This window comes from Salipiger sp. PrR007, from assembly GCF_010499845.1.
In the GTDB taxonomy this organism is placed as follows: Bacteria; Pseudomonadota; Alphaproteobacteria; order Rhodobacterales; family Rhodobacteraceae; genus Salipiger; species Salipiger pacificus_A.
The window spans coordinates 68,598-89,879 of the sequence record NZ_JAAGOZ010000016.1 but is presented as its reverse complement, the minus strand read 5'-3'; the positions used below and the strand labels follow the sequence as shown (position 1 = coordinate 89,879).

Here is a 21,282-nt window from a genome sequence, read left to right as displayed (position 1 = left end):
TGCGCCAAAGTGGCGTGGGCGGGCGGCTTGCATCGCGCCGCGATTCCCGCCATGTTCTGAACAAGCGTTCATTTCCGGGGTTGGGAGGCCCCGGTACCATCGGGAAAGGGAGGCCCCATGGAGTTTGCACCGAGCGAGGAGCAGCAGGCGATCTTCGATATGGCCAGGGCTTTCGGGCAGGAGCATATCGCGCCCTTTGCCCGCGACTGGGAGGCGGCGGGCACGATCCCGCGCGATCTGTGGCCAAAGCTGGCGGAACTGGGCTTTGGCGGGCTCTACGTATCCGAGGAAAGCGGCGGCGCGGGGCTGACCCGGCTCGACGCCACGCTGGTCTTCGAGGCGCTCAGCATGGCCTGCCCCTCGGTGGCGGCCTTCCTGTCGATCCACAACATGTGCGCCAAGATGATCGACGCCTATGGCTCCGACGCGCTGAAGGCGCGGGTGCTGCCGGGGGCGCTGACCATGGAGACGGTGCTGTCCTACTGCCTGACGGAGCCGGGATCGGGTTCGGATGCCGCGGCGCTGCGCACAAGGGCCGAGAAGAGCAACGACAGCTACCGGCTGACCGGCACCAAGGCCTTCATCTCGGGCGGCGGCTATTCGGACGCCTATCTGGTCATGTGCCGCACCGGCGAGGATGGGCCCAAGGGCATCTCGGCGATCCTCGTCGAGGACGGCACCCCCGGGCTCAGCTTCGGCGGGCTCGAGGACAAGATGGGCTGGAAGAGCCAACCGACGCGGCAGGTGCAGTTCGACGACTGCGAGGTGCCGCTCGGCAACCTTCTCGGCGAGGAGGGCAAGGGATTTCGCTATGCCATGGCCGGGCTTGACGGCGGGCGGCTCAATATCTCGGCCTGCTCGCTCGGCGCGGCGCAGGCGGCGCTGGACGCGACGCTGGGCTACATGGCAGAGCGCAAGGCCTTCGGCACCAGCATCGACCAGTTCCAAGCGCTGCAGTTCCGCCTTGCCGATATGGAAATCGAGCTGCAGGCCGCGCGGGTCTTCCTGCGGCAGGCGGCCTGGAAGCTCGACACCGGCGCGCCCGACGCCACCAAGTTCTGCGCCATGGCCAAGAAGTTCGTCACCGAGGCAGGCTCCAAGGTGGTCGACCAGTGCCTGCAGTTGCACGGCGGCTACGGCTACCTTGCGGATTACGGGATCGAGAAGCTGGTGCGCGACCTGCGGGTGCATCAGATCCTCGAGGGAACCAATGAAATCATGCGCATGATCACCGCGCGCAGCCTGATCGGAAGCCGATGACCGAGATCCTGACCCGCAAGACCGGCCGCGCCGGCCATATCACCCTCACCCGTCCAAAGGCGCTGAACGCGCTCAGCTGGGAGATGTGCCTCGAGGCCGAGAAGGCGCTCGACGCCTGGGCCGAGGACCCGGAGGTGGCGCTGGTGATCCTCGACGCGACAGGAGAGCGCGCCTTCTGCGCCGGCGGCGACATCGCCGAGATGTATCGGCGCGGGCTCGACGGCGATCTGGATTTTGGCCGCCGCTTCTGGTCCGACGAATACCGGATGAACGCCAAGCTCGCCGCCTATCCCAAGCCCATCGTCGCCTTCCTCCATGGATTCGTCATGGGCGGCGGTGTCGGGCTCGGCGGGCATTGTTCGCACCGGGTGGTCGGCGAGAGTGCGCAGGTCGCCATGCCTGAATGCGGCATCGGCTTCGTGCCGGACGTGGGCGGCTCGTTCCTGCTGGCGCGGGCACCGGGCAGGCTCGGCGCGCATCTGGCGCTGACGGCCGCGCGCATGGGGCCCGGGGATGCGATCCACGCGGACTTTGCCGACGTCTTCGTGCCCGAGGAGCGCTGGCCGCTGGTCAAGGAGCGGCTGATCGAGACCGGCGAGATCTCGGCGCTCGAGGAGGTCGCGCGCCCTGCCCCGGCCAGCCCGATGGCGCAGGCGCAGGACGAGATCGACGCGCTTTACGCCTCGGGCGAGCTGACCGCGATCGAGGCGGCGCTGGCCTCGTCCGAGAGCGATCTGGCGCAGGCGGCGCTCAAGCAGGTTCGGCGCAATTCGCCGCTCTCGATGGCGACGACACTGGCGATGCTGGACCGGCTCGGCCCGGCGCCCGAGGACATCACGGCCGCGCTGGCGCAGGAGTACCGCGTCGCGCATCGGATCATGCAGCAGGGCGATTTCCTCGAAGGGGTGCGCGCGCAGCTGATCGACAAGGATCGCACGCCGCACTGGAGCCTGTCGCTGGACGGTGTGCCACAGGAGCGGGTCGCGGCGCTGCTGGCACCACTGGGAGAGGACGAGCTGGCGCTTTGAGCCTTGGGCATCGGGCACCGGAGTTTTTGGAGGAGAGAGACATGAAAATCGGCTTCATCGGGCTCGGCAACATGGGCGCGCCCATGGCCGCGAACCTGATCGCGGCGGGCCACGAATTGACCGGCTTCGACGTGGCGGGGGTGTCTGTCCCCGGCGCCGTGCAGGCAAATTCGGCGGCAGAGGCGGCCTCGGGTGCCGAGGTGGTGATCACCATGCTGCCCAATGGCGCGATCCTTCGCAGCGTCGCGGAGGAGATCCTGCCCGCGATGGCGCCGGGCGCGGTGCTGCTCGATTGCTCGACAGTGGACGTGGAGAGCGCCCGCGCGGTGGCAGAGCAGGCGCGGGCTGCCGGGCTGGGCGCCCTCGACGCGCCCGTCTCGGGCGGCATCGGCGGCGCGGCGGCGGGCACGCTCACCTTCATGGTCGGCGGCTCGGAGGAGGCCTTTGCCACCGCCAAGCCGCTCTTTGACATCATGGGGCAGAAGGCCGTGCACTGCGGCCCCTCGGGCAACGGACAGGCGGCAAAGATCTGCAACAACATGATCCTCGGGGTGACGATGATCGCCACTTGCGAAGCCTTTGCACTGGCCGACAAGCTGGGACTGTCGCGCGAGGCGATGTTCGACGTGGTCTCGACCTCCTCGGGCTACAGCTGGTCGATGAACGCCTACTGCCCGGCCCCCGGGGTTGGCCCGCAATCGCCCGCGGACAATGGCTACAAGCCCGGTTTCGCCGCCGAACTGATGCTCAAGGACCTTGGCTTGTCGCAGCAGGCGGCCGAGGCGGCGGATGCCGACACGCCCATGGGCGCGCGGGCGCTGGAGCTCTACCGGGCCTTCGTCGAAAACGAGGACGGGCGCGGCCGCGACTTCTCGGCCATGCTGCCGCGGTTCGAGGCCCGGGGGCGCGGCTGAGACGCCGCGCCAGAGGGGGCGCTGCTCCCTCCAGCTGCGGCCACTCCCCCGGGGAAAATTTGCGCCCAGAGGACGCTGCCAAAGCGCGCGTTTTGAGGGGTGGCCGGGCGAGATCACGGTGTTTCGGGGATATGCGAAATGCGACATTTCTCGGCTGGTGCCTGTCGCCAAGCCGCGTCCTGCCTGCTATGAGGCGGCAAAGGACGGACTTTTGATGACCACGCTCGATATCTTCTCTGACCCGATCTGCCCCTGGTGCTACATTGGAAAGGGCCTTCTGGATCGCGCGCTGCTGGCGCAGCCGGACCACCCGTTCACCATCCGCTGGCGGCCCTTCATGCTGAATCCCGAGATGCCCGCCGGTGGCATGGATCGCCGCGCCTATCTCGAGGCGAAATTCGGCGGCAAGGAGGGGGCGGTGCAGGCCTATATGCCGATCGCTGAACGGGCCGCGGAGGCCGGGCTCGAGATCCACCTCGACAAGATCGCGACCACGCCCTCGACGCTGGACGCGCACCGGCTGATCCATTGGGCGGGAGTCGAAGGCGTGCAAACCGCGGTGGTTTCCTCGCTTTTCCGGGCCTATTTCGTCGAAGGGCGTGACATTGGCGAGGCCGAGGTTCTGGCGGATGTCGCCGACAGCTCCGGCATGGACGGCTCGGTCGTTCAGCGGCTGCTGGCCTCCGACGCTGACCGGCGTGAGATCCAGGAGATGGACAGTTCGGCGCGCGGCATGGGCGTGCAGGCGGTGCCGACCTTCGTTGTGGCCGGTCAGCACGCGGTACCTGGCGCTCAGCCCACCGAGCTCTGGCTGAAGGTGATCGAGGAAATCCGCGCCCAGGCATGAGCCGGCCCACGGCCGAGCGCGGACTGCTCAGGTTTACGCCCCCGGTTTGGGCCTGTGCGCGAGGCGCGCTTACGCTGTGCGGCGCTCGGGGTACGCGGCGGGTTCCGCAGACCTGCATTTGCCGCTAGGTCACACTGAAACGCCCCTCACCTCCCCCATCCCTCGCGTCCTCCGGGGCCGCGGGGGTTTTCTGTCGAGACCTTGCTGACCATGACCTCTTCTGACCCCGCAGCCGCGCCCAGCGTACCCAAGGGCCCTGGCCGCTTCGAATTCATCGCCTTGCTTGCGGCCATGTTCGCGACCATCGCCTTTTCCGTCGACGCGATGCTGCCCGCCCTGCCGCAGATCGGTGAAGAACTGACGCCCGACGATCTCAACCGGGCGCAATTGGTGGTGACAAGTTTCGTGTTCGGCATGGGGATCGGCACGCTGTTCACCGGGCCGCTGTCCGACACGTTTGGCCGCAAACCGGTCATCCTTGGCGGCATCGCCGTCTATATCGTCGCGGCCCTGCTTGCCGCCGGGGAGGACACGCTGGAGCTGGTTCTGGCCGCGCGCATGCTTCAGGGTCTCGGCGCTGCCGGGCCGCGGGTCGTGGCGCTGGCCATTGTGCGCGACGTCTACGCCGGGCGGGGCATGGCGCAGATCATGTCCTTCGTGATGATGGTCTTCACCCTGTTTCCCGCCGTCGCCCCGAGCATCGGGACGCTGATCATCGCCGTGGCCGGCTGGCGCGGGGTCTTTCTCGCCTTCGTTGTCTTTGCCTCGATCATCGCCCTGTGGATGTCGGTTCGCCTGCCGGAGACGCTCCCGCGCGAGCGCCGCCGGCCGTTTCGGGCCGGTACGCTCTGGTCTGCGATCAGGGAATTGATGGCGCACCCGGTGGTGCAGGTGTCGATTGGCGTGCAGGCGCTGGTGGCGGCCTGCATGTTCTCGATGATCTCCTCGGTGCAGCAGATCTATGACATAAGCTACGGTCAGGGCGCCTATTTCCCGCTCTGGTTTGGCGGGGCGGCGGTGCTTTCGGCCTCGGCCAGCTTCATCAACGCCAAGCTCGTGGGGCGCTTGGGGATGCGGCGCATCGTGACCGCGGTGCTGCTGATGCAGATCATCCTGTCGGCAATCGCGACGCTGATCTTCGCAAGCGGGCTCACCGACCCCCTCGGCTTTGCGGTCTTCCTTGTCTGGCAGGTCTCGGTGTTTTTCATGATGGGGATGACCATGGGCAATGTGAATGCGATCGCGATGGAGCCGGTAGGACATATTGCGGGTATCGCCTCTTCGCTGCTCGGGGCGCTCTCGACGGTGGTTGCCGTGGGGCTCGCTGTGCCGGTGGGGTTGATGTTCGACGGCACCCCGCTGCCGCTGGCCTGTGGTGTCTTCGTCGAGGTCAGCCTGGCCTTCCTGCTGATGCTGCGGCTCAAGCGGCTCGAGGCACGCGCGGACAGCTGAGCCAGCGCCCCCTCGGGTGCGGCGCCGAAGTGGTTACAGAGCACGAAGGCCAGCAGAAGCGCGGTCGTGAATTCTCAGCTTTCTGTTTCATGACGCCTGCATATGCGGCGATGGCTTTCGATCTCGCTCAACGCACGACGGAAATACGATGAATTGAGCGACGTCGCGGTATACGGTTGCATACAAACCTTTCCCCGCCACGGGAAACGCGCTACATGCGGCGCAGCCGACTCAGCCAGCGAAAGGGACACCCATGTCGAAGATCAAGGTCGAGAACCCCATCGTCGAAATGGACGGGGACGAGATGACCCGGATCATCTGGGACTTCATCAAGAAGAAACTTATCCTGCCCTACCTCGACGTCGATCTGCTCTACTACGATCTCGGCATCGAGGAGCGTGACCGCACCGAGGACCAGATCACCATCGACGCGGCAGAGAAAACGCGCGAGATCGGCGTCGCGGTGAAATGCGCCACGATCACCCCGGACGAGGCGCGGGTCGAGGAATTCGGCCTCAAGAAGATGTGGCGCTCGCCCAATGGCACGATCCGCAACATCCTCGGCGGCGTGGTGTTCCGCCAGCCGATCATCTGCCGCAACGTGCCGCGCCTGGTGCCGGGCTGGACGCGGCCCATCGTCATCGGCCGCCACGCCTTCGGCGACCAGTACAAGGCCACCGATTTCACCTTCCCCGGCGCCGGGACGCTGACGATGAAATTCGTCGGCGAGGATGGCACGGTGATCGAGAAGGAGGTCTACCAGGCTCCCTCCGCCGGCGTTTACCAAGCGATGTACAACCTCGACAGCTCGATCATCGACTTCGCCCGCGCCTCGTTCAACTACGGGCTGATGATGGGCTGGCCGGTGTACCTGTCGACCAAGAACACCATCCTCAAGGCCTATGACGGCCGCTTCAAGGACCTCTTCCAGAAGGTCTACGAAGAGGAGTTCGAGGCCGAGTTCAAGAAGAAGAAGATCTGGTACGAGCACCGGCTGATCGACGACATGGTGGCCTGCGCCATGAAGTGGAACGGCGGCTTCGTCTGGGCCTGCAAGAACTACGATGGCGACGTGCAGTCGGACACCGTGGCGCAGGGCTTCGGCTCGCTCGGGCTGATGACCTCGCAGTTGATGACCCCCGATGGCAAGATCGTCGAAGCCGAGGCGGCGCATGGCACCGTCACCCGCCACTACCGTCAGCACCAGGCGGGCCAGGCGACCTCGACCAACTCCATCGCGTCGATCTTCGCCTGGACCGGCGGTCTCAAGCACCGCGCCAAGCTCGATGCCAACGCGCAGCTGATGACCTTCGCAGAGACGCTCGAGAAGGTGGTCGTGCAGACCGTGGAATCGGGCGGGATGACCAAGGACCTCGCGCTGCTCGTGGGACCGGATCAAAAGTGGCTCACCACCATGGGCTTCCTCGAGAAGGTCGACGAGAACCTCAACAAGGCGCTTGGCGCGGCCTGAACCAGGTTTGCAAGTTCATGAACTTCGGGCCGGTCCTAAGGGATCGGCCCGTTTTGCGTCCGCCTCTTTTTCGGGCACAGCGCGCCGATGACGCTGCGCTGCAGCGAATGCCCTCTTGACCTGACGCATAAAGGTCAGCATCTCTGCCCCATGCTCCTACTCGACAGCCCCCCTCCTGATCGCCATACGCTGTGGGAAGACGTCCACGGCATCCTCGTAGGCACCACGCTGGTCGCCCTTGGGATCCAGTTCCTGCGCGCTTCGGGACTGTTCACCGGGCAGATCGCCGGCCTGGCACTGGTTTTGGGCGAGCCCACGGGCATCCGCTTCGGCCTGCTGTTCTTCCTCCTGAACGCGCCCTTCTACGTCCTGGCGGTCAAGCAGCTCGGCTGGCGGTTCACCGTCAAGAGCTTCATCTCGGTGGCGCTGATGTCGAGCATGGTGGACCTGCTCCCGCTTGGCCTGCACGTCGAGGTCGCGCCGCCGCTGGCCGCCGCGCTCTTCGGGGTTTGCGCCGGGATCGGCCTGCTCTCGCTGTTCCGTCACGGCGCGACGCTGGGCGGCGTCGGCATCGTGGCGCTCTGGTTGCAGGACACGCGGGGGATCAAGGCGGGCTGGACCCAGCTCGGCTTCGACCTGCTGGTCTTTGCGTCGTCTTTCCTCTTCTTCGCGCCGATGCAGGTCCTCTGGTCGTTGCTGGGGGCCGTCATCCTCAACGCGCTGATCGCGATAAACCATCGACGCGACCGCTACATCGCCCGCTCCTGAGCCCGCATTGCCGCTGGTCCCCGGGCCGGCGCGATGGCATGACAGGTGCCGATACAGGACGGCAGGCACCATGATTTTCACTGACCTTCCCCGCTGCGACGGAGGCAACCCATGCCCGCTTTGATGTTGCAGGGCACCGGCTCGAACGTCGGCAAGTCGATGCTGGTCGCGGGGCTCTGCCGCGCCGCGCTGCGCCGCGGGATCAAGGTCGCGCCCTTCAAGCCGCAGAACATGTCGAACAACGCCGCAGTCACCGCGGATGGCGGCGAGATCGGCCGGGCGCAGGCGCTGCAGGCGCGGGCCTGCGGGATCGAGCCGGTGACCGACATGAACCCTGTACTGCTGAAGCCCGAAACCGACATGGGTGCGCAGGTGATCCTGCAGGGCAAGCGCATCGCCACCACGCAGGCGCGTGACTACGGCGGGCTGCGCGAGCGTCTCATGGCGGGCGTGCTCGAGAGTTTCGAGCGGTTGAAGGCCGCGCATGATCTGGTGCTGGTCGAAGGCGCGGGCAGCCCCGCCGAGGTCAACCTGCGCGCCCGCGACATCGCCAACATGGGCTTTGCCCGGGCCGCGGACGTGCCCGTGGTGCTGGCCGGCGACATCGACCGCGGCGGTGTGATCGCGCAGGTGGTGGGCACGCAGGCGGTCGTCGACCCCGAGGATGCGGCGCTGGTGAAAGGCTTCCTGATCAATAAGTTCCGCGGCGATCCTCGTCTTTTCGATGATGGCTACGCCCTGATCGAACAAACCACGCGATGGCGCGGATTCGGCGTGCTGCCATGGTTCCGCGAGGCCCACCTCCTGCCTGCCGAGGACGCGCTCGACCTGCCGCGCCGGTCGCGTGACCATGGACTCAAGGTGGTCTGTCTCGCGCTTTCGCGCATCGCCAACTTTGACGACCTCGACCCGCTGGCGCAGGAGCCGGGCGTTTCCCTGTCGATGATCGGCCCGGGCGAGGTGATCCCCGGCGACACGGACCTGGTGATCCTGCCGGGCAGCAAGTCGACCCGCGGCGATCTCGCCTTCTTGCGGGCGCAGGGCTGGGACGTCGATCTTGCCGCGCATGTGCGGCGCGGAGGGCATGTGCTGGGGATCTGCGGCGGCTACCAGATGCTTGGCCGCAGCATCTCGGACCCCGAGGGCATCGAGGGGCCGGCAGGCAGCGATCCGGGCCTTGGCTTGCTGGAGGTGGACACGGTGATGACCGCCGACAAACGCCTCAGCCGTGTGCGCGCGCGTCATGCCGCCAGCGGCCTGTCGCTGGAGGGATACGAGATCCACATTGGCCGCACCGAGGGCCCTGATTGCACCCGCCCCTTTGCCATCATCGACGGATCCCCCGATGGCGCGATCTCGCAGGACGGGCGGATCAGCGGCAGCTACCTGCATGGGCTCTTCGCCGATGACGCCTTCCGCAGCGCCTGGCTCGAAGGTCTTGGTGTGGCGCGCAGCGATGTCCGGTACGAGGCAAAGGTCGACGGCGTGCTCGACGCGCTGGCGGAGCACATGGACGCGCATCTTGACGTCGAGGGGCTGCTGGCGCTGGCGCGGTAGCCAGTGCGCCGCCGTTATACCGAGAAACCGCCCCCCGGGCTTGCCGGAGGACGCCTGACGTGATCCTCGCGCGTGGTTACGCCTGCGCGACGGCCCGCTTGGTGAGCACGCCGATCAGGTGGGCACGATAGGACGCCGAGCCGTGCAGGTCGTTCATCAGCCCGTCGGCCGGCACCGCAAGCCCCTCGAGCGCCGCGGCAGAGAAGTCGCCCGAAAGCGCCGCCTCGGCCTCGGTCCAGCGGAACACGCCGTCTTCCGAGGCGCCGGTTACCGCCACGCGCACACTATCCGCGAACTTGGCGACGAACACACCCACCAGCGCAAAGCGCGATGCAGGCTGCTCGAACTTGATATAGGCAGCCTTCTCGGGGATCGGGAACCTGACCGCGGTGATGATCTCTCCCTCCTCGAGGGCAGTGGTGAACAGCCCCTCGAAGAAGTCGTCCGCCGCAATCTCGCGATTGCTGGTCACGACCGTCGCGCCCGAGGCCAGCGCCGCCGCCGGGTAGCAGGCCGCCGGGTCGTTGTTGGCAAGGCTGCCGCCGACCGTGCCACGATTGCGCACCGCAGGGTCACCGATATTGCCCGCCATGGCCGCCAGCGCCGGGTAGCTCGAGGCCACCTCGCGTGCCACGGTGCCATGGGTGGTGCCGCCGCCGATCGTCACGGTGCCGCCCTCTTGCGACACGCCCTTGATCTCGTCTATGGCGGCAAGGCTCACCAGAACGGAGGGGGCCGCGAGCCGCTGCTTCAGCGAGGGGATCAGCGTCTGCCCGCCCCCGAGCGCCTGAGCCTCTTCCTTTCCGAGCGCGGCCACGGCATCCGCCACGCTCTTGGGTCTTACAACGTCAAAGCTGTACATCGTCGTCCTCCTGCGGAAGGGTCCGGGGCGGTTCGGCGCCCCTCATCCCCTTCATATTTCGTCGAATACTCGCCCTCCCCAGCGCAAGATGCAAGCACCTGCGCCGGGGCAAAGGGTCATCCCTGCATCGCCTTCCAGACTCGGTGCGGTGAAACGGGCATGTCGATATGCGTTACGTCATGCCCCGCATGGTTCAGCGCGTCGAGCACCGCGTTTACCACCGCGGGCGGCGAGCCGATGGCCCCGGCCTCGCCGCAGCCTTTCACCCCCAGCGGGTTGTGGGTGCAGGGAGTCGCGCAGCTGTGGTCCACCATGTAGAACGGCACGTCGCCGGCCCGCGGCATGGCGTAATCCATGTAGCTGGCCGACAGCAGTTGGCCGTCGGCGTCGTAGACGCAGTTCTCGAGGAGCGCCTGTCCGATCCCCTGCGCGAGACCGCCATGCACCTGGCCCTCGACGATCATCGGATTGACCACATTGCCGAAATCATCGGCGGCGGCAAAACGCTCGATGGTGACCTTGCCGGTCTCGGGGTCGACCTCCACCTCGCAGGCATAGGCGCCGGCAGGATAGGTGAAGTTCGCCGGATCGTAGAAGGCGGTCTCTTCCAGCCCGGGCTCGATTTCGGTGAGCGGGTAGTTGTGCGGCACGTAGGCGGCCAGCGTGACATCGCCCCAGGCCACCGACTTGTCGGTGCCCGCGACGGTGAACATGCCGTCCTTGAGCTCAATGTCGCCCTCCGAGGCCTCCATCAGATGAGCCGCGATCTTCTTGGCCTTGTTGATGATCTTCTCTGTGGCGCGGACCATGGCCGACCCGCAGACCGCAAGGCTGCGCGAGCCGTAAGTGCCCATGCCAAAGGGAATTTTCGACGTATCGCCATGGACGATGTCGATCATGCTCTCGTCGATGCCGAGCATGTCGGCGACCACCTGCGGGAAGGCGGTCTCATGTCCTTGCCCGTGGCTGTGCGCGCCGACCATGACCGAGATCGAGCCGGTGGCGTTCACCCGCACCGTCGCCGCGTCATAGAGCCCTGCCCGCGCGCCGAGTTGGCCTACGAGGTTTGACGGCGCGATGCCGCAGGCCTCGATGTAACAGTTCACGCCAAGGCCCCGCAGCTTGCCCTTCGCCTCGCTCTCGGCACGGCGCGCGGCGAAGCCGGGGATGTCGATCATCTCTTCCATCTTGTCCATGGTCGCGACGTAGTTGCCGGTGTCGTATTCCACCGCCACCGGGGTCGCATAGGGGAAGCTGTCGATGAAGTTCTGCCGCCGCAGCTTGATCGGATCGACACCCAGTTCGCGCGCCGCCTTGTCCACCAGCCGCTCGAGCTGGAAGGTCGCCTCGGGGCGGCCCGCGCCGCGATAGGCGTCGACCGGCACGGTGTTGGTGAAGACCGCCTTCACGTTCACCTGGATCGCCGGGGTCTTGTAGTTGCCGGCCATCAGCGTGCCGTGCAGCCAAGTCGGCACCGAGCTGGCGAAGGTCGACAGGTACGCCCCCATGTTGGCCAGCGTGTCGGTGCGGATGCCTGTGAAATTGTTCTCGGCATCCAGCGCCAGCTCGATCTTGGTGACGTGATCGCGGCCATGCGCGTCGGACATGAACGCCTCGGAGCGGGTCGCAGTCCATTTGACCGGCCGGTTGATCTGCCGCGCGGCGAAGGTGACGAAGGCCTCCTCGGCATAATGGAAGATCTTGGTGCCGAAGCCGCCCCCCACGTCGGGGGCGACCACCCGCAGCTTGTGCTCGGGGATGCCCAGCACGAAGGCGCCCATCAGCAGGCGGATCACATGCGGGTTCTGCGACGTGGTGTAGAGCGTGCTCTCGTCGTTGGCGCGGGCGTATTCGGCCACCGCGACGCGCGGCTCCATCGGGTTGGCCACGAGGCGGTTGTTCACCAGCTCCAGCGTCGTCACATGGGCGGCTTCGGCGAAGGCCGCATCCACCGCCGCCTGGTCCGAGCCAAACTGCCAGTCGTAGCAGAGGTTGTCCGCCAGATCGTCGTGCACCTTTGCCGAGCCGCTCTCGAGCGCCGCGCGCATGTCGACCACGGCGGGCAGTTCCTCGATTTCCAGCTCGATCGCCTCGGCGGCGTCGCGGGCCTGGTCGAGGGTCTCGGCGATCACCGCGCAGATCGGATCGCCGACGTGGCGGACCTTGCCCTGCGCGAGCACCGGATGTGGCGGCTCCTTCATCGGATCGCCGTTCTTGTCGGTCACCTGCCAGCCGCAGGGCAGCCCGCCGATGCCCTCGAAATCCTTCCCGGTGAAGATCCGCACCACGCCAGGCATCGCCTCGGCGGCGCTGGTGTCGAGGCTGGTGATCTTGCCATGCGCCACGTCCGAGCGCAGGAAGTGGCAGTAGGTCTGCCCGTAGACGTTGATGTCGTCGGTATATTTCCCGGCTCCGGTCAGGAAGCGCACGTCTTCACGCCGCTTCTGGGCCGCTCCGATGCCATGATCCTTCGGCATGGGGTCTCCTCCCTGATATGCCGGCGGGCATGGGCCGCGCCCGGCCCGCCTCGAACTCTCCACCCGGCGGGATTCGCTCTCCGCCGGTCCTCCCTGTTCCGCGGGCGGCCTCCCAACCGCCATCGGATCATTCGCAGATCTTCGTGGATGTGCCGGGCCACCTCAGGGCCCGCACCGCCGCGCTCACTCGGCGGCGATGGTGCTCACGTCCTGCCCGCTGGCCGCCATGATCGCCTTGACGATGTTGTGGTAGCCGGTGCAGCGGCAGATGTTGCCCTCGAGGTAGTGACGGATCTCGGCCTCGGTGGGCTTGGGATTATCCCTCAGCAGCGTTGCCGCCGACATCACCATGCCCGGCGTGCAGAAGCCGCACTGCAGACCGTGGTGGTCCTGGAAGGCCTGCTGGATCACATTCAGCGAGCCGTCGGCATTGGCCTGCCCCTCGATGGTGCCCACCTCGGCGCCGTCGCATTCGGCGGCGAATATGGTGCAGCCCTTCACGGTCTCGCCGTTGACGTGGATATTGCAGGCGCCGCATTGCGAGGTGTCACACCCGACATGGGTGCCGGTCAGATGCAGCTCGTCGCGCAGGAACTCGGTCATGAGCATGTTGCCCCTGACCTCCTTGCTGACAGCTTTGCCGTTCACCGTCATCGTTACCTTGGTCATACGTTCCCTCCCTGGGATGACTGATCGGTTTTCGGTTGGTTGCACTGTGGCACGGGCGTCAGCCCGAGACCATCCGCTTGAACCAGCCTTTCTTCTTGCCCTCTTCACCGGCCGCGCCTTCGGCCTCTGGCGCAGCCTCGGCGTCGCTCGGGCCCTCGACCGCGTCCTGCAGGTTGGTGAAGAACTGGTCGGCCATCTTCTTGGCGAAGCCGTCGATGATCCGGCTGCCGAGCTGCGCCAGCTTGCCGCCGACCTTGGCGTCGACATCGTAGCTGAGCTCGGTGCCCTCATCGACCTCGGCAAAGCACACGTCCGCCCCGCCCTTGGCGAAGCCCGCGGCGCCGCCCTTGCCCTCGCCCGTGAGGGTCACCGCCTCGGGTTCGGTCATATTCGACAGGGTCACCGTGCCCTTGAAGGTGGCCTTCACCGGGCCGACTTTCTGGACCACTGTCGCCTCGAAGCCCTCTTCGGGGGTGCCGGTCAGCTCTGTGCAGCCGGGCACGCAGGCCTTAAGCACCTCGGGATTCAGGATCGCGGCCCAAACCACCTCGCGCGGGGCCTTGATCACCCGGGTATCGCTCATCTGCATGGTCTATGTCCTCTCTTGCGGCTCCCAGACCAACAGGAAGGTAGGCCGCGCCCATCAGACCAAAGGCGCAGCCGGTCCCCCTCCATGCCCGGTCGCGGCATTGCGTGTTCCGAGCGGAGGATCGCGCCGATTGCACAACTTCGCAACCCCCGTGTGAGGTGGCGCCGGTCGGGCATGCCTCCGCAGTCGCGAGAAAAATCGTGCCGGTCGCAATTGGGAGATTGACGCTGCGTCAGACCCGCACGACAAGACACCTATGACCCAGACCTATGACCGCACCGCCCTCTTCGCCCTCGCCCGAGACCTGCTGGCTGGCGCCGGCCTGCCGCCCGACAAGGCCGAGACCGTCGCCGAACTGCTGATCCAGACTGACGAGATCGGCGTCACCACCCATGGCATCTCGATGGTCTCCTACTACCTGCCCGAGCTGGCCAAGGACCTGATGACCAAGGAGGGCACGCATGAGGTGCTCTCCGACAAAGGGGTTTGCCTGCTCTGGGACGGCAACTACCTGCCCGGCCACTGGGTGATGACCCAAGCGCTGCAGACCTGCATGACGCGCGCCGCCGAGTACGGCATGGCCGCCATGGCGATCCGCCGCAGCCATCACATCGGCTGCCTCTCGGCGCTGACCCGGATCGCCGCCGAAAAGGGCTACGTGTGCTATATCGCCACCTCCGATCCCTCGGGCCAATGGGTCGCCCCCTACGGCGGCTGCGAGCCGCTGCTCACCCCAAACCCCTGGGCGGTGGGCTATCCCGGCAAGGACCACCCGGTGCTCATCGACACCTGCGCCTCGATCACCACGCTGTCGAAGGTGCGTGAGCACATCAATTCCGGCACCGAGTTCGCCCACCCCTGGATGCTGGACGGAGACGGCCACGCCACCACCGACCCCACGGTCATCAACCAGACCCCAAAGGGCTCGATCCTGCCGGTGGGCGGGGCGGATCATGGCCACAAGGGCTTTGCCATGGGCCTGATGGTCGAGATGCTGACCCAGGCGCTCGCCGGCCATGGCCGGGTCGAGTCCCCGACCCGCTGGGGAGCAAATGTCTTCCTGCAGGTGATGGACCCCGCGGCCTTTGGCGGTCGCGAGGCGTTCGTGGCACAGGTCGAACATCTGAGCGAGGCCTGCCGCGCCAGCCGCCCGATCGACGAGGCGCGCCCGGTGCGCATCCCCGGCGACCGCGCGGCGGTCGCGGCCGACAGGGCGCGCCGCGACGGCATCGCCTTGCCCGACGAGGTGCTCACCCGCATCCGCGCCTGCGCCGCGGAGGCCGGTCTGGCCTTTCCCGAGCCGCGCTGAGAGGCCTCAGCGCCTCGGCGGAATGGCGTAGGTCAGCGAGGCGTGGGCGACCGGATCGTCCGAGTGCTCTGAGTAGAGCAGCACGTCGGTCACGCTGAGGCTGCGACCCAGCTTCAGCACCCGCGCCTCGGCCAGCAGATCCCGCCCTGCCTCGGGCTTGCGCATGAAATCGATCGAGCAATGGGTGGTCACCGTGAGCGCCTCGCGCCCGATCCGCGCCATGGTCGCCACGTAGGCCGCCACATCCGCCAGAGCGAACATCGACGGCCCCGAGACCGTGCCGCCGGGCCGCAGGTGCTGCTCGTCCACGATCAGCCGCATCACGAGCATCTCCTCGTCCATGCGGTCGATGGCGAACATGCCCTCGATCTGCGGAAAGACCTCCCTCAGGAACCCGGTCATCTCCGGAATGGTGAACTGCAGCGCCATGCGACCTCCCGCCTCTTTCGTCCCTCTTCTCCGCTGGCTAGGCTGCCCGCGAGGATGGAGGAGAACAAGATGGCAATTCTGGAACGTCACGACACCGGGCCGGTGGCCCACCTGCGGCTGAACGCGCCGGAGCGGCTGAACCCGCTGTCGGACGCGATGCTGGCGGCTTTGCAGGCGCAGATCGATGCGCTTGGTCAGGACGAGACAATCCGCGCGGTGGTCATCTCGGGCGCGGGCAAGGTCTTCTGCGCCGGGCACGACCTGCGCGAAATGCAGGCCGGACGGCAGGCCGAGGACGAGGGAGCCGCCTATTTCGCCGATCTCTTCGAGCGCTGCGCACGGGTGATGACAGGCCTCTCCCGCCTGCCCCAGCCCGTCATCGCGCAGGTGCACGGCATCGCCGCCGCCGCCGGCTGCCAGTTGGTCGCGAGCTGCGACATGGCCGTGGCTGCCGAAGATGCGCGCTTCGCCGTCAACGGGGTCAACATCGGGCTCTTTTGCTCGACGCCCATGGTGGCGCTGAGCCGCAACCTGCCGCGCAAGCAGGCCTTCGAGATGCTCACCACGGGCCGGTTCATTCCCGCCGCCGAGGCGCAGACCCTGGGGCTCGTCAACCGCGTTGTCCCCGAGGCCGAGCTGCCCGCCGCGACGCAGGCGCTGGCGGAAAGCGTCGCCTCGAAGCTGCCGCACGCGGTGAGGATCGGCAAGGAGGCGTTCTACGCGCAGGCCGAGCTGCCGCTGAACGCGGCCTATGCGCTGGCCGGCCAGGTGATGGTCGAGAACATGCTCGACCGCGACACCGACGAGGGCATCACGGCGTTCCTGGAAAAGCGCAAGCCCGGCTGGAGCACCTGAGGACATGGCGGAAACCCGCTGGCGGGGCGGGATTTTTCGGAACCGATGCGGCGGCTGCGCGCGTTCTCTGCGTATAACTGCGCACCACGTACAGGAGAGCAGCATGTTGCGTACCCTCACCCTCGCGGCCCTTTCGGCTGCCGCCCTCGCCGCCCCCATGGCCGCCAGCGCCGCCCCCAAAGGATGCCCACCGGGTCTTGCCAAGAAGAACGCGGCCTGCATGCCGCCGGGCCAGTACAAGAAGATCGGCAAGCACCATGGTGATCGCGACCGCGACCACGACGCGATCCACATCCACCGCTATGACCGCGGCGAGCGGATCCGCGACAATTACATCGTGATCCGCGATCCGGGCCGCTACCAGCTCGATCCGCACCGAACCTATTACAACGTCGACGACTACGTCTACCGCGTCGACCCGGACACCGGGGCCGTGCTCGACATCATCGGCGGGATCGCCCAACTGGCGAAGTAAGCCGGCGCCGAGGGGGCGCGCACCCGGCTTTAGATCCTTCCACACCGACGTAAAAAGGACCGGCGCTTCTAACGGCGACCGGTCCTTATTTCATTTCAAGGACGCATCGCCGCGCCCTGCGCTCCGCGCGCCTATTCCGCCGCGACCCTGCCCGTCCGCAGCATCGGCTTGAGGTAATGCCCGGTGTGCGAGCGCCCAACCTCGGCCACCTCCTCGGGGGTGCCCGTGGCCACGATTTCGCCGCCTCCGTCACCGCCCTCGGGGCCGATGTCGATGATGTGGTCGGCGGTCTTGATGACGTCGAGATTGTGCTCGATCACCACCACCGTGTTACCTTGCTCGACCAGCTCGTGCAGCACCTCGAGCAGTTTGCGCACATCCTCGAAGTGCAGGCCCGTGGTCGGCTCGTCAAGGATGTAGAGCGTGCGGCCCGTCGAGCGTTTCGCCAGTTCCTTCGACAGCTTCACCCGCTGCGCCTCGCCGCCCGACAGGGTGGTCGCCTGCTGCCCCACCTTCACGTAGCTCAGCCCGACCCGCATGAGCGCGTCCATCTTCTCGCGGATCGAGGGCACCGACTGGAAGAACTCCTGCGCCTCTTCCACTGTCATATCAAGCACATCGGCAATGCTCTTGCCCTTGAACTTGATCTCCAGCGTTTCGCGGTTGTAGCGCTGGCCCTTGCAGGTTTCGCATTCGACGTAGACGTCGGGCAGGAAGTGCATCTCGATCTTGATGACGCCGTCGCCCTGGCAGGCCTCGCAGCGCCCGCCCTTGACGTTGAAGCTGAAGCGCCCGGGCTTGTAGCCGCGCGCCTTGGCCTCGGGCAGGCCCGCGAACCAGTCGCGGATCGGGGTAAACGCACCCGTGTAGGTCGCTGGGTTCGAACGCGGCGTGCGGCCGATCGGGCGCTGGTCGATGTCGATGACCTTGTCGAGATACTCGAAGCCCTTGATCGTCTCGCAGGGGGCCGGCGTCTCTCGTGCGCCGTTGAGCCGCATGGCGGCGTTCTTGTAGAGCGTCTCGATGGTCAGCGTCGACTTGCCGCCCCCCGAAACGCCGGTGACGCAGACGAACTTGCCCAATGGGAACTCGGCGGTCACCTCCTTGAGGTTGTTGCCGGTCGCCTTGACCACCTTGAGCATCTTGCCGTTGCCCTTACGCCGCTCCGTCGGGACCGCGATCTCGCGGGTGCCGGCGAGGTACTGGCCGGTGAGGCTGGCGGGATCGTCCGAGATCATCTGCGGCGTGCCCTTGCTGACCACCTGCCCGCCGTGCACCCCGGCGCCGGGGCCGATGTCGAAGACGTAATCTGCCTGGCGGATCATGTCCTCGTCATGCTCGACCACAATGACCGTGTTGCCCTGGTCGCGCAGAGACTTCAGCGTGCCGATCAGCCGGTCGTTGTCGCGCTGATGCAGGCCGATCGAGGGCTCGTCGAGCACATAGAGTACGCCGGTGAGACCGGAGCCGATCTGGCTCGCGAGCCGGATCCGCTGGCTCTCGCCGCCCGAGAGCGTCCCCGCCGCGCGGGACATGGTCAGGTATTCGAGGCCGACGTTGTTGAGGAAGCCGAGCCGCTCGCGGATCTCCTTGAGGATGGCGCGGGCGATCTCGTTCTTTTGTCCCGAGAGCGCCTCGGGCACGGTCTCGATCCAGTCGTGCGCCTCGCGGATCGACATCTGAACCACTTGGCCGACGTGCAGCAGCGTGTCCTTCTTGGCCGAACCGATCTTTACCGCCAGCGCTTCGGGCCGCAGGCGGTAGCCGCCACAGGCGCCGCAGGGGCGGTTGTTCTGGTAACGCTCGAATTCCTCGCGCACCCAGGCGCTGTCGGTTTCGCGGTAGCGGCGCTGCATGTTGGGGATCACGCCCTCGAAGGCACGGGTCACCTGGTAGACGCGGCCGCCCTCGTCATAGCGGAAGGGGATTTCTTCCTTGCCAGAGCCATGCAGGAAGACGTCCTGCACCTTCTGCGGCAGGTCCTTCCAGCGGGCGTTCTTGTTGAAGCCATAGTGCTTGGCGATCGACTCGATGGTCTGCAGGAAATAGGGCGACTTGCCCTTGCGCCAGGGCGCGATGGCGCCGTCGGCGACCTTCAGCGTCACATCGGGCACCACCAGCTGCTCGTCGAAGAAGAGCTCGACGCCGAGGCCGTCGCACTCCGGGCAGGCGCCCACGGGGGCGTTGAAGGAGAACAGGCGCGGTTCGATCTCGGAGATAGTGAAGCCGCTGACCGGACAGGAGAAGTTCTCCGAGAAGGTGATCCGCTCGGGATCCCCCTCGCCTTCGCGCGGCGCGGTTTCCAGAACGGCGATGCCCGAGGCCAGATCGAGCGCGGTTCGGAAGCTGTCGGCAAGGCGCGTCTCGAGCCCCTCGCGCACGACGATACGGTCGACGACAACGTCGATGTCATGGCGGAACTTCTTGTCGAGCGTCGGCGGCTCGTCGAGTTCGTAGAACTGCCCATCGACCTTCACCCGCTGGAAGCCCTGCTTGCGCAGCTCGAGGAATTCCTTGCGGTACTCGCCCTTGCGGTCGCGGATGATCGGCGCGAGCAGGTAGCCGCGCGTCCCCTCCTCCAGCGCCATCACGCGGTCGACCATGTCCTGCACCTGCTGCGCCTCGATGGGCAGGCCGGTGGCGGGGCTGTAGGGCGTGCCGACGCGGGCGAAGAGAAGGCGCAGGTAGTCGTAGATTTCGGTGACCGTGCCGACAGTCGAGCGCGGGTTCTTCGAGGTGGTCTTCTGCTCGATGGAGATCGCCGGCGAGAGCCCCGCGATGTGATCGACATCGGGCTTTTCCATCATGTCGAGGAACTGCCGCGCGTAGGCCGAGAGCGACTCGACATACCGCCGCTGGCCCTCGGCGTAGATGGTGTCGAAGGCGAGCGAGGACTTGCCCGACCCCGACAGGCCGGTGATCACCACCAGCTCGTCGCGCGGGATGTCGACGTCGATATTCTTGAGATTGTGCTCGCGCGCGCCGCGCACTTCGATCTGCTTCAGCTCTGGCATGAGACCCTCGGGAAAGGAACGCTCCTACACATAGGCCAAACGCCCCGGATCGCAATGGGTAAATGAGAACTTAATAAGAACATGCAGGGCGGGAATGCGCCTTTGCACGATACCTCATCCGCGCGCCGGGCGGGAGCGTCTCTCTTCGAAGCGGGTTGCAAGAGCCGTCGAGGGCTCTTGCACCGCTCAGCGGTAGCGCAACGAGATGCCTTCGGAGAAGAGATGCACCTTCGCGGGATCGGCGCTCAGCCCGACCTCGGTGCCGCGCAAGCCTTGATGGATGCCAGGAAGCTTGGCGATCACCGCCTCCTTGCAGCCGGGCTGCGGCTCGAAGTGCAGCAGGGTCACCTCGCCGAGCGCCTCGGTCAGCGCGACCTTGCCAGTGAACACCGGCGTGGCCGTTGCCTCGGTGAAATCCTCGGGGCGGATGCCGACGTTCACCTGAAGACCCATGTCCGACTCGCGGGTGGCCACGTCCGAGACTGCGGTGCCGCCGGTCTGCAGCCTGACGGTGGTCTGCGCGCCGGTGCCGGTGACCTCGCCAGACAGCATGTTCATCGCCGGCGAGCCGATGAACTGCGCCACGAACTCGCTGTTGGGGGTCTCGTAAAGTTCCAGCGGCGAGCCAACCTGCGCGATGCCCTTGTTGGCAAGGACGACGATGCGGTCGGCCAGAGTCATCGCCTCGACCTGGTCGTGGGTCACGTAGATCATCGTGCGGTCGGGCAGCTTCTCCTTGAGCTGGGCGATCTCGATCCGCGTCGCCACGCGCAGCGCCGCGTCGAGGTTCGAGAGCGGCTCGTCGAAGAGGAACACCTTGGGATCTCGCACGATGGCCCGGCCGATGGCGACGCGCTGGCGCTGACCACCCGAGAGCGCCTTTGGCAGGCGGTCGAGGTAGGGTTCGAGCTGCAGCATCTTCGCAGCGCGCTCGACGGCCTCGGCGATCTCGGCCTTGCTCTTCTTGGCGATCTGCAGGGCGAAGGACATGTTGTCGCGCACGGTCATATGCGGATAGAGCGCGTAGCTCTGGAACACCATGGCGATGCCGCGCTGCGCTGGGGGCACGTCGTTGACCACCTGGCCGTCGATCTCGAGCGTGCCGCCGGTGATCCGCTCAAGCCCGGCAATCATCCGCAACAGCGTGGACTTGCCGCAGCCCGAGGGGCCGACGAAGACGACAAGCTCGCCTGCGGTGACATCCAGGTCGATGTTCTTCAGCACCTCCACGGTGCCTCCGTACACCTTGCCAACATCGGTGAGTTTCAGGTCTGCCATCGTCTCCGCCTCCCCTTATCCTTCGTTT

Annotated in this window: 18 protein-coding genes; 11 read left to right on the top strand and 7 right to left on the bottom strand. The window is 66.6% G+C overall.

Annotated features, from left to right (window positions below):
• Positions 1-117 precede the first annotated feature (117 nt).
• The 8 genes from G0Q01_RS06790 (at position 118) to G0Q01_RS06755 (ending at position 9,297) form a co-directional block, all read left to right on the top strand.
• Positions 118-1,260 (top strand): acyl-CoA dehydrogenase family protein, encoded by a 1,143-nt coding sequence (locus tag G0Q01_RS06790; RefSeq protein WP_164196445.1) that lies wholly within the window; start codon positions 118-120, stop codon positions 1,258-1,260.
• The gene (locus tag G0Q01_RS06785) at positions 1,257-2,288 is read left to right on the top strand and encodes an enoyl-CoA hydratase/isomerase family protein (RefSeq protein WP_164196446.1); all 1,032 of its coding nucleotides are present in this window, start codon (positions 1,257-1,259) and stop codon (positions 2,286-2,288) included. Before G0Q01_RS06790 ends, G0Q01_RS06785 begins: the two co-directional genes overlap by 4 nt.
• Positions 2,289-2,329: 41 nt before the next feature.
• Complete coding sequence (gene mmsB / locus G0Q01_RS06780) at positions 2,330-3,202, top strand: 3-hydroxyisobutyrate dehydrogenase (protein WP_164196447.1); 873 nt, start codon at positions 2,330-2,332, stop codon at positions 3,200-3,202.
• A gap of 214 nt (positions 3,203-3,416) precedes the next feature.
• Positions 3,417-4,049 (top strand): DsbA family protein, encoded by a 633-nt coding sequence (locus tag G0Q01_RS06775; RefSeq protein WP_164196448.1) that lies wholly within the window; start codon positions 3,417-3,419, stop codon positions 4,047-4,049.
• A gap of 210 nt (positions 4,050-4,259) precedes the next feature.
• A complete protein-coding gene (locus tag G0Q01_RS06770; protein ID WP_164196449.1) occupies positions 4,260-5,501 on the top strand; it encodes a multidrug effflux MFS transporter in 1,242 nt (413 codons plus the stop codon).
• 253 nt (positions 5,502-5,754) lie between these two features.
• Positions 5,755-6,972 (top strand): NADP-dependent isocitrate dehydrogenase, encoded by a 1,218-nt coding sequence (locus G0Q01_RS06765; protein WP_164196450.1) that lies wholly within the window; start codon positions 5,755-5,757, stop codon positions 6,970-6,972.
• Positions 6,973-7,122: 150 nt separating this feature from the next.
• The gene (locus tag G0Q01_RS06760; RefSeq protein WP_164196451.1) at positions 7,123-7,740 is read left to right on the top strand and encodes a YitT family protein; all 618 of its coding nucleotides are present in this window, start codon (positions 7,123-7,125) and stop codon (positions 7,738-7,740) included.
• Between the two features lie 111 nt (positions 7,741-7,851).
• Positions 7,852-9,297: a cobyric acid synthase gene (locus G0Q01_RS06755; RefSeq protein WP_164196452.1), complete on the top strand. Its 1,446-nt coding sequence runs from the start codon at positions 7,852-7,854 to the stop codon at positions 9,295-9,297.
• A 76-nt stretch (positions 9,298-9,373) separates the two neighbouring features.
• On the opposite strand, the gene G0Q01_RS06750 is transcribed toward G0Q01_RS06755, so the two are convergent.
• From G0Q01_RS06750 to G0Q01_RS06735, 4 genes are all read right to left on the bottom strand, one after another.
• Complete coding sequence (locus tag G0Q01_RS06750; RefSeq protein WP_164196453.1) at positions 9,374-10,159, bottom strand: xanthine dehydrogenase family protein subunit M; 786 nt, start codon at positions 10,157-10,159, stop codon at positions 9,374-9,376.
• A 116-nt stretch (positions 10,160-10,275) separates the two neighbouring features.
• On the bottom strand, positions 10,276-12,636 hold the full coding sequence (locus G0Q01_RS06745) for a xanthine dehydrogenase family protein molybdopterin-binding subunit (protein WP_164196454.1): 2,361 nt from the start codon (positions 12,634-12,636) through the stop codon (positions 10,276-10,278).
• 183 nt (positions 12,637-12,819) lie between these two features.
• Entirely contained in the window at positions 12,820-13,305 is a 486-nt protein-coding gene (locus G0Q01_RS06740; RefSeq protein ID WP_108965457.1) for a (2Fe-2S)-binding protein, read from the bottom strand.
• Positions 13,306-13,363: 58 nt separating this feature from the next.
• On the bottom strand, positions 13,364-13,894 hold the full coding sequence (locus G0Q01_RS06735) for a CoxG family protein (RefSeq protein ID WP_164196455.1): 531 nt from the start codon (positions 13,892-13,894) through the stop codon (positions 13,364-13,366).
• Between the two features lie 256 nt (positions 13,895-14,150).
• Here G0Q01_RS06735 and G0Q01_RS06730 point away from each other — a divergent pair, with 256 nt between their 5' ends.
• On the top strand, positions 14,151-15,203 hold the full coding sequence (locus tag G0Q01_RS06730) for an Ldh family oxidoreductase (RefSeq protein WP_164196456.1): 1,053 nt from the start codon (positions 14,151-14,153) through the stop codon (positions 15,201-15,203).
• A gap of 6 nt (positions 15,204-15,209) precedes the next feature.
• Here G0Q01_RS06730 and G0Q01_RS06725 read toward each other — a convergent pair whose 3' ends face one another.
• Positions 15,210-15,632: a PaaI family thioesterase gene (locus tag G0Q01_RS06725; RefSeq protein WP_108965452.1), complete on the bottom strand. Its 423-nt coding sequence runs from the start codon at positions 15,630-15,632 to the stop codon at positions 15,210-15,212.
• Between the two features lie 54 nt (positions 15,633-15,686).
• On the opposite strand from G0Q01_RS06725, the gene G0Q01_RS06720 reads away from it, so the two are divergent.
• Positions 15,687-16,487, top strand: coding sequence for an enoyl-CoA hydratase (locus G0Q01_RS06720; RefSeq protein WP_255455558.1), 801 nt, complete (start codon positions 15,687-15,689; stop codon positions 16,485-16,487).
• A 103-nt stretch (positions 16,488-16,590) separates the two neighbouring features.
• Entirely contained in the window at positions 16,591-16,962 is a 372-nt protein-coding gene (locus G0Q01_RS06715; protein ID WP_164196458.1) for an excinuclease ABC subunit A, read from the top strand.
• Between the two features lie 131 nt (positions 16,963-17,093).
• Here the strand turns inward: G0Q01_RS06715 and uvrA are convergent, their stop codons facing one another.
• Together uvrA and G0Q01_RS06705 are read right to left on the bottom strand one after the other, a co-directional pair.
• Positions 17,094-19,976, bottom strand: coding sequence for an excinuclease ABC subunit UvrA (gene uvrA, locus G0Q01_RS06710; protein ID WP_108965446.1), 2,883 nt, complete (start codon positions 19,974-19,976; stop codon positions 17,094-17,096).
• Between the two features lie 186 nt (positions 19,977-20,162).
• Complete coding sequence (locus G0Q01_RS06705) at positions 20,163-21,254, bottom strand: ABC transporter ATP-binding protein (protein ID WP_108965444.1); 1,092 nt, start codon at positions 21,252-21,254, stop codon at positions 20,163-20,165.
• Between the last annotated feature and the right edge of the window lie 28 nt (positions 21,255-21,282).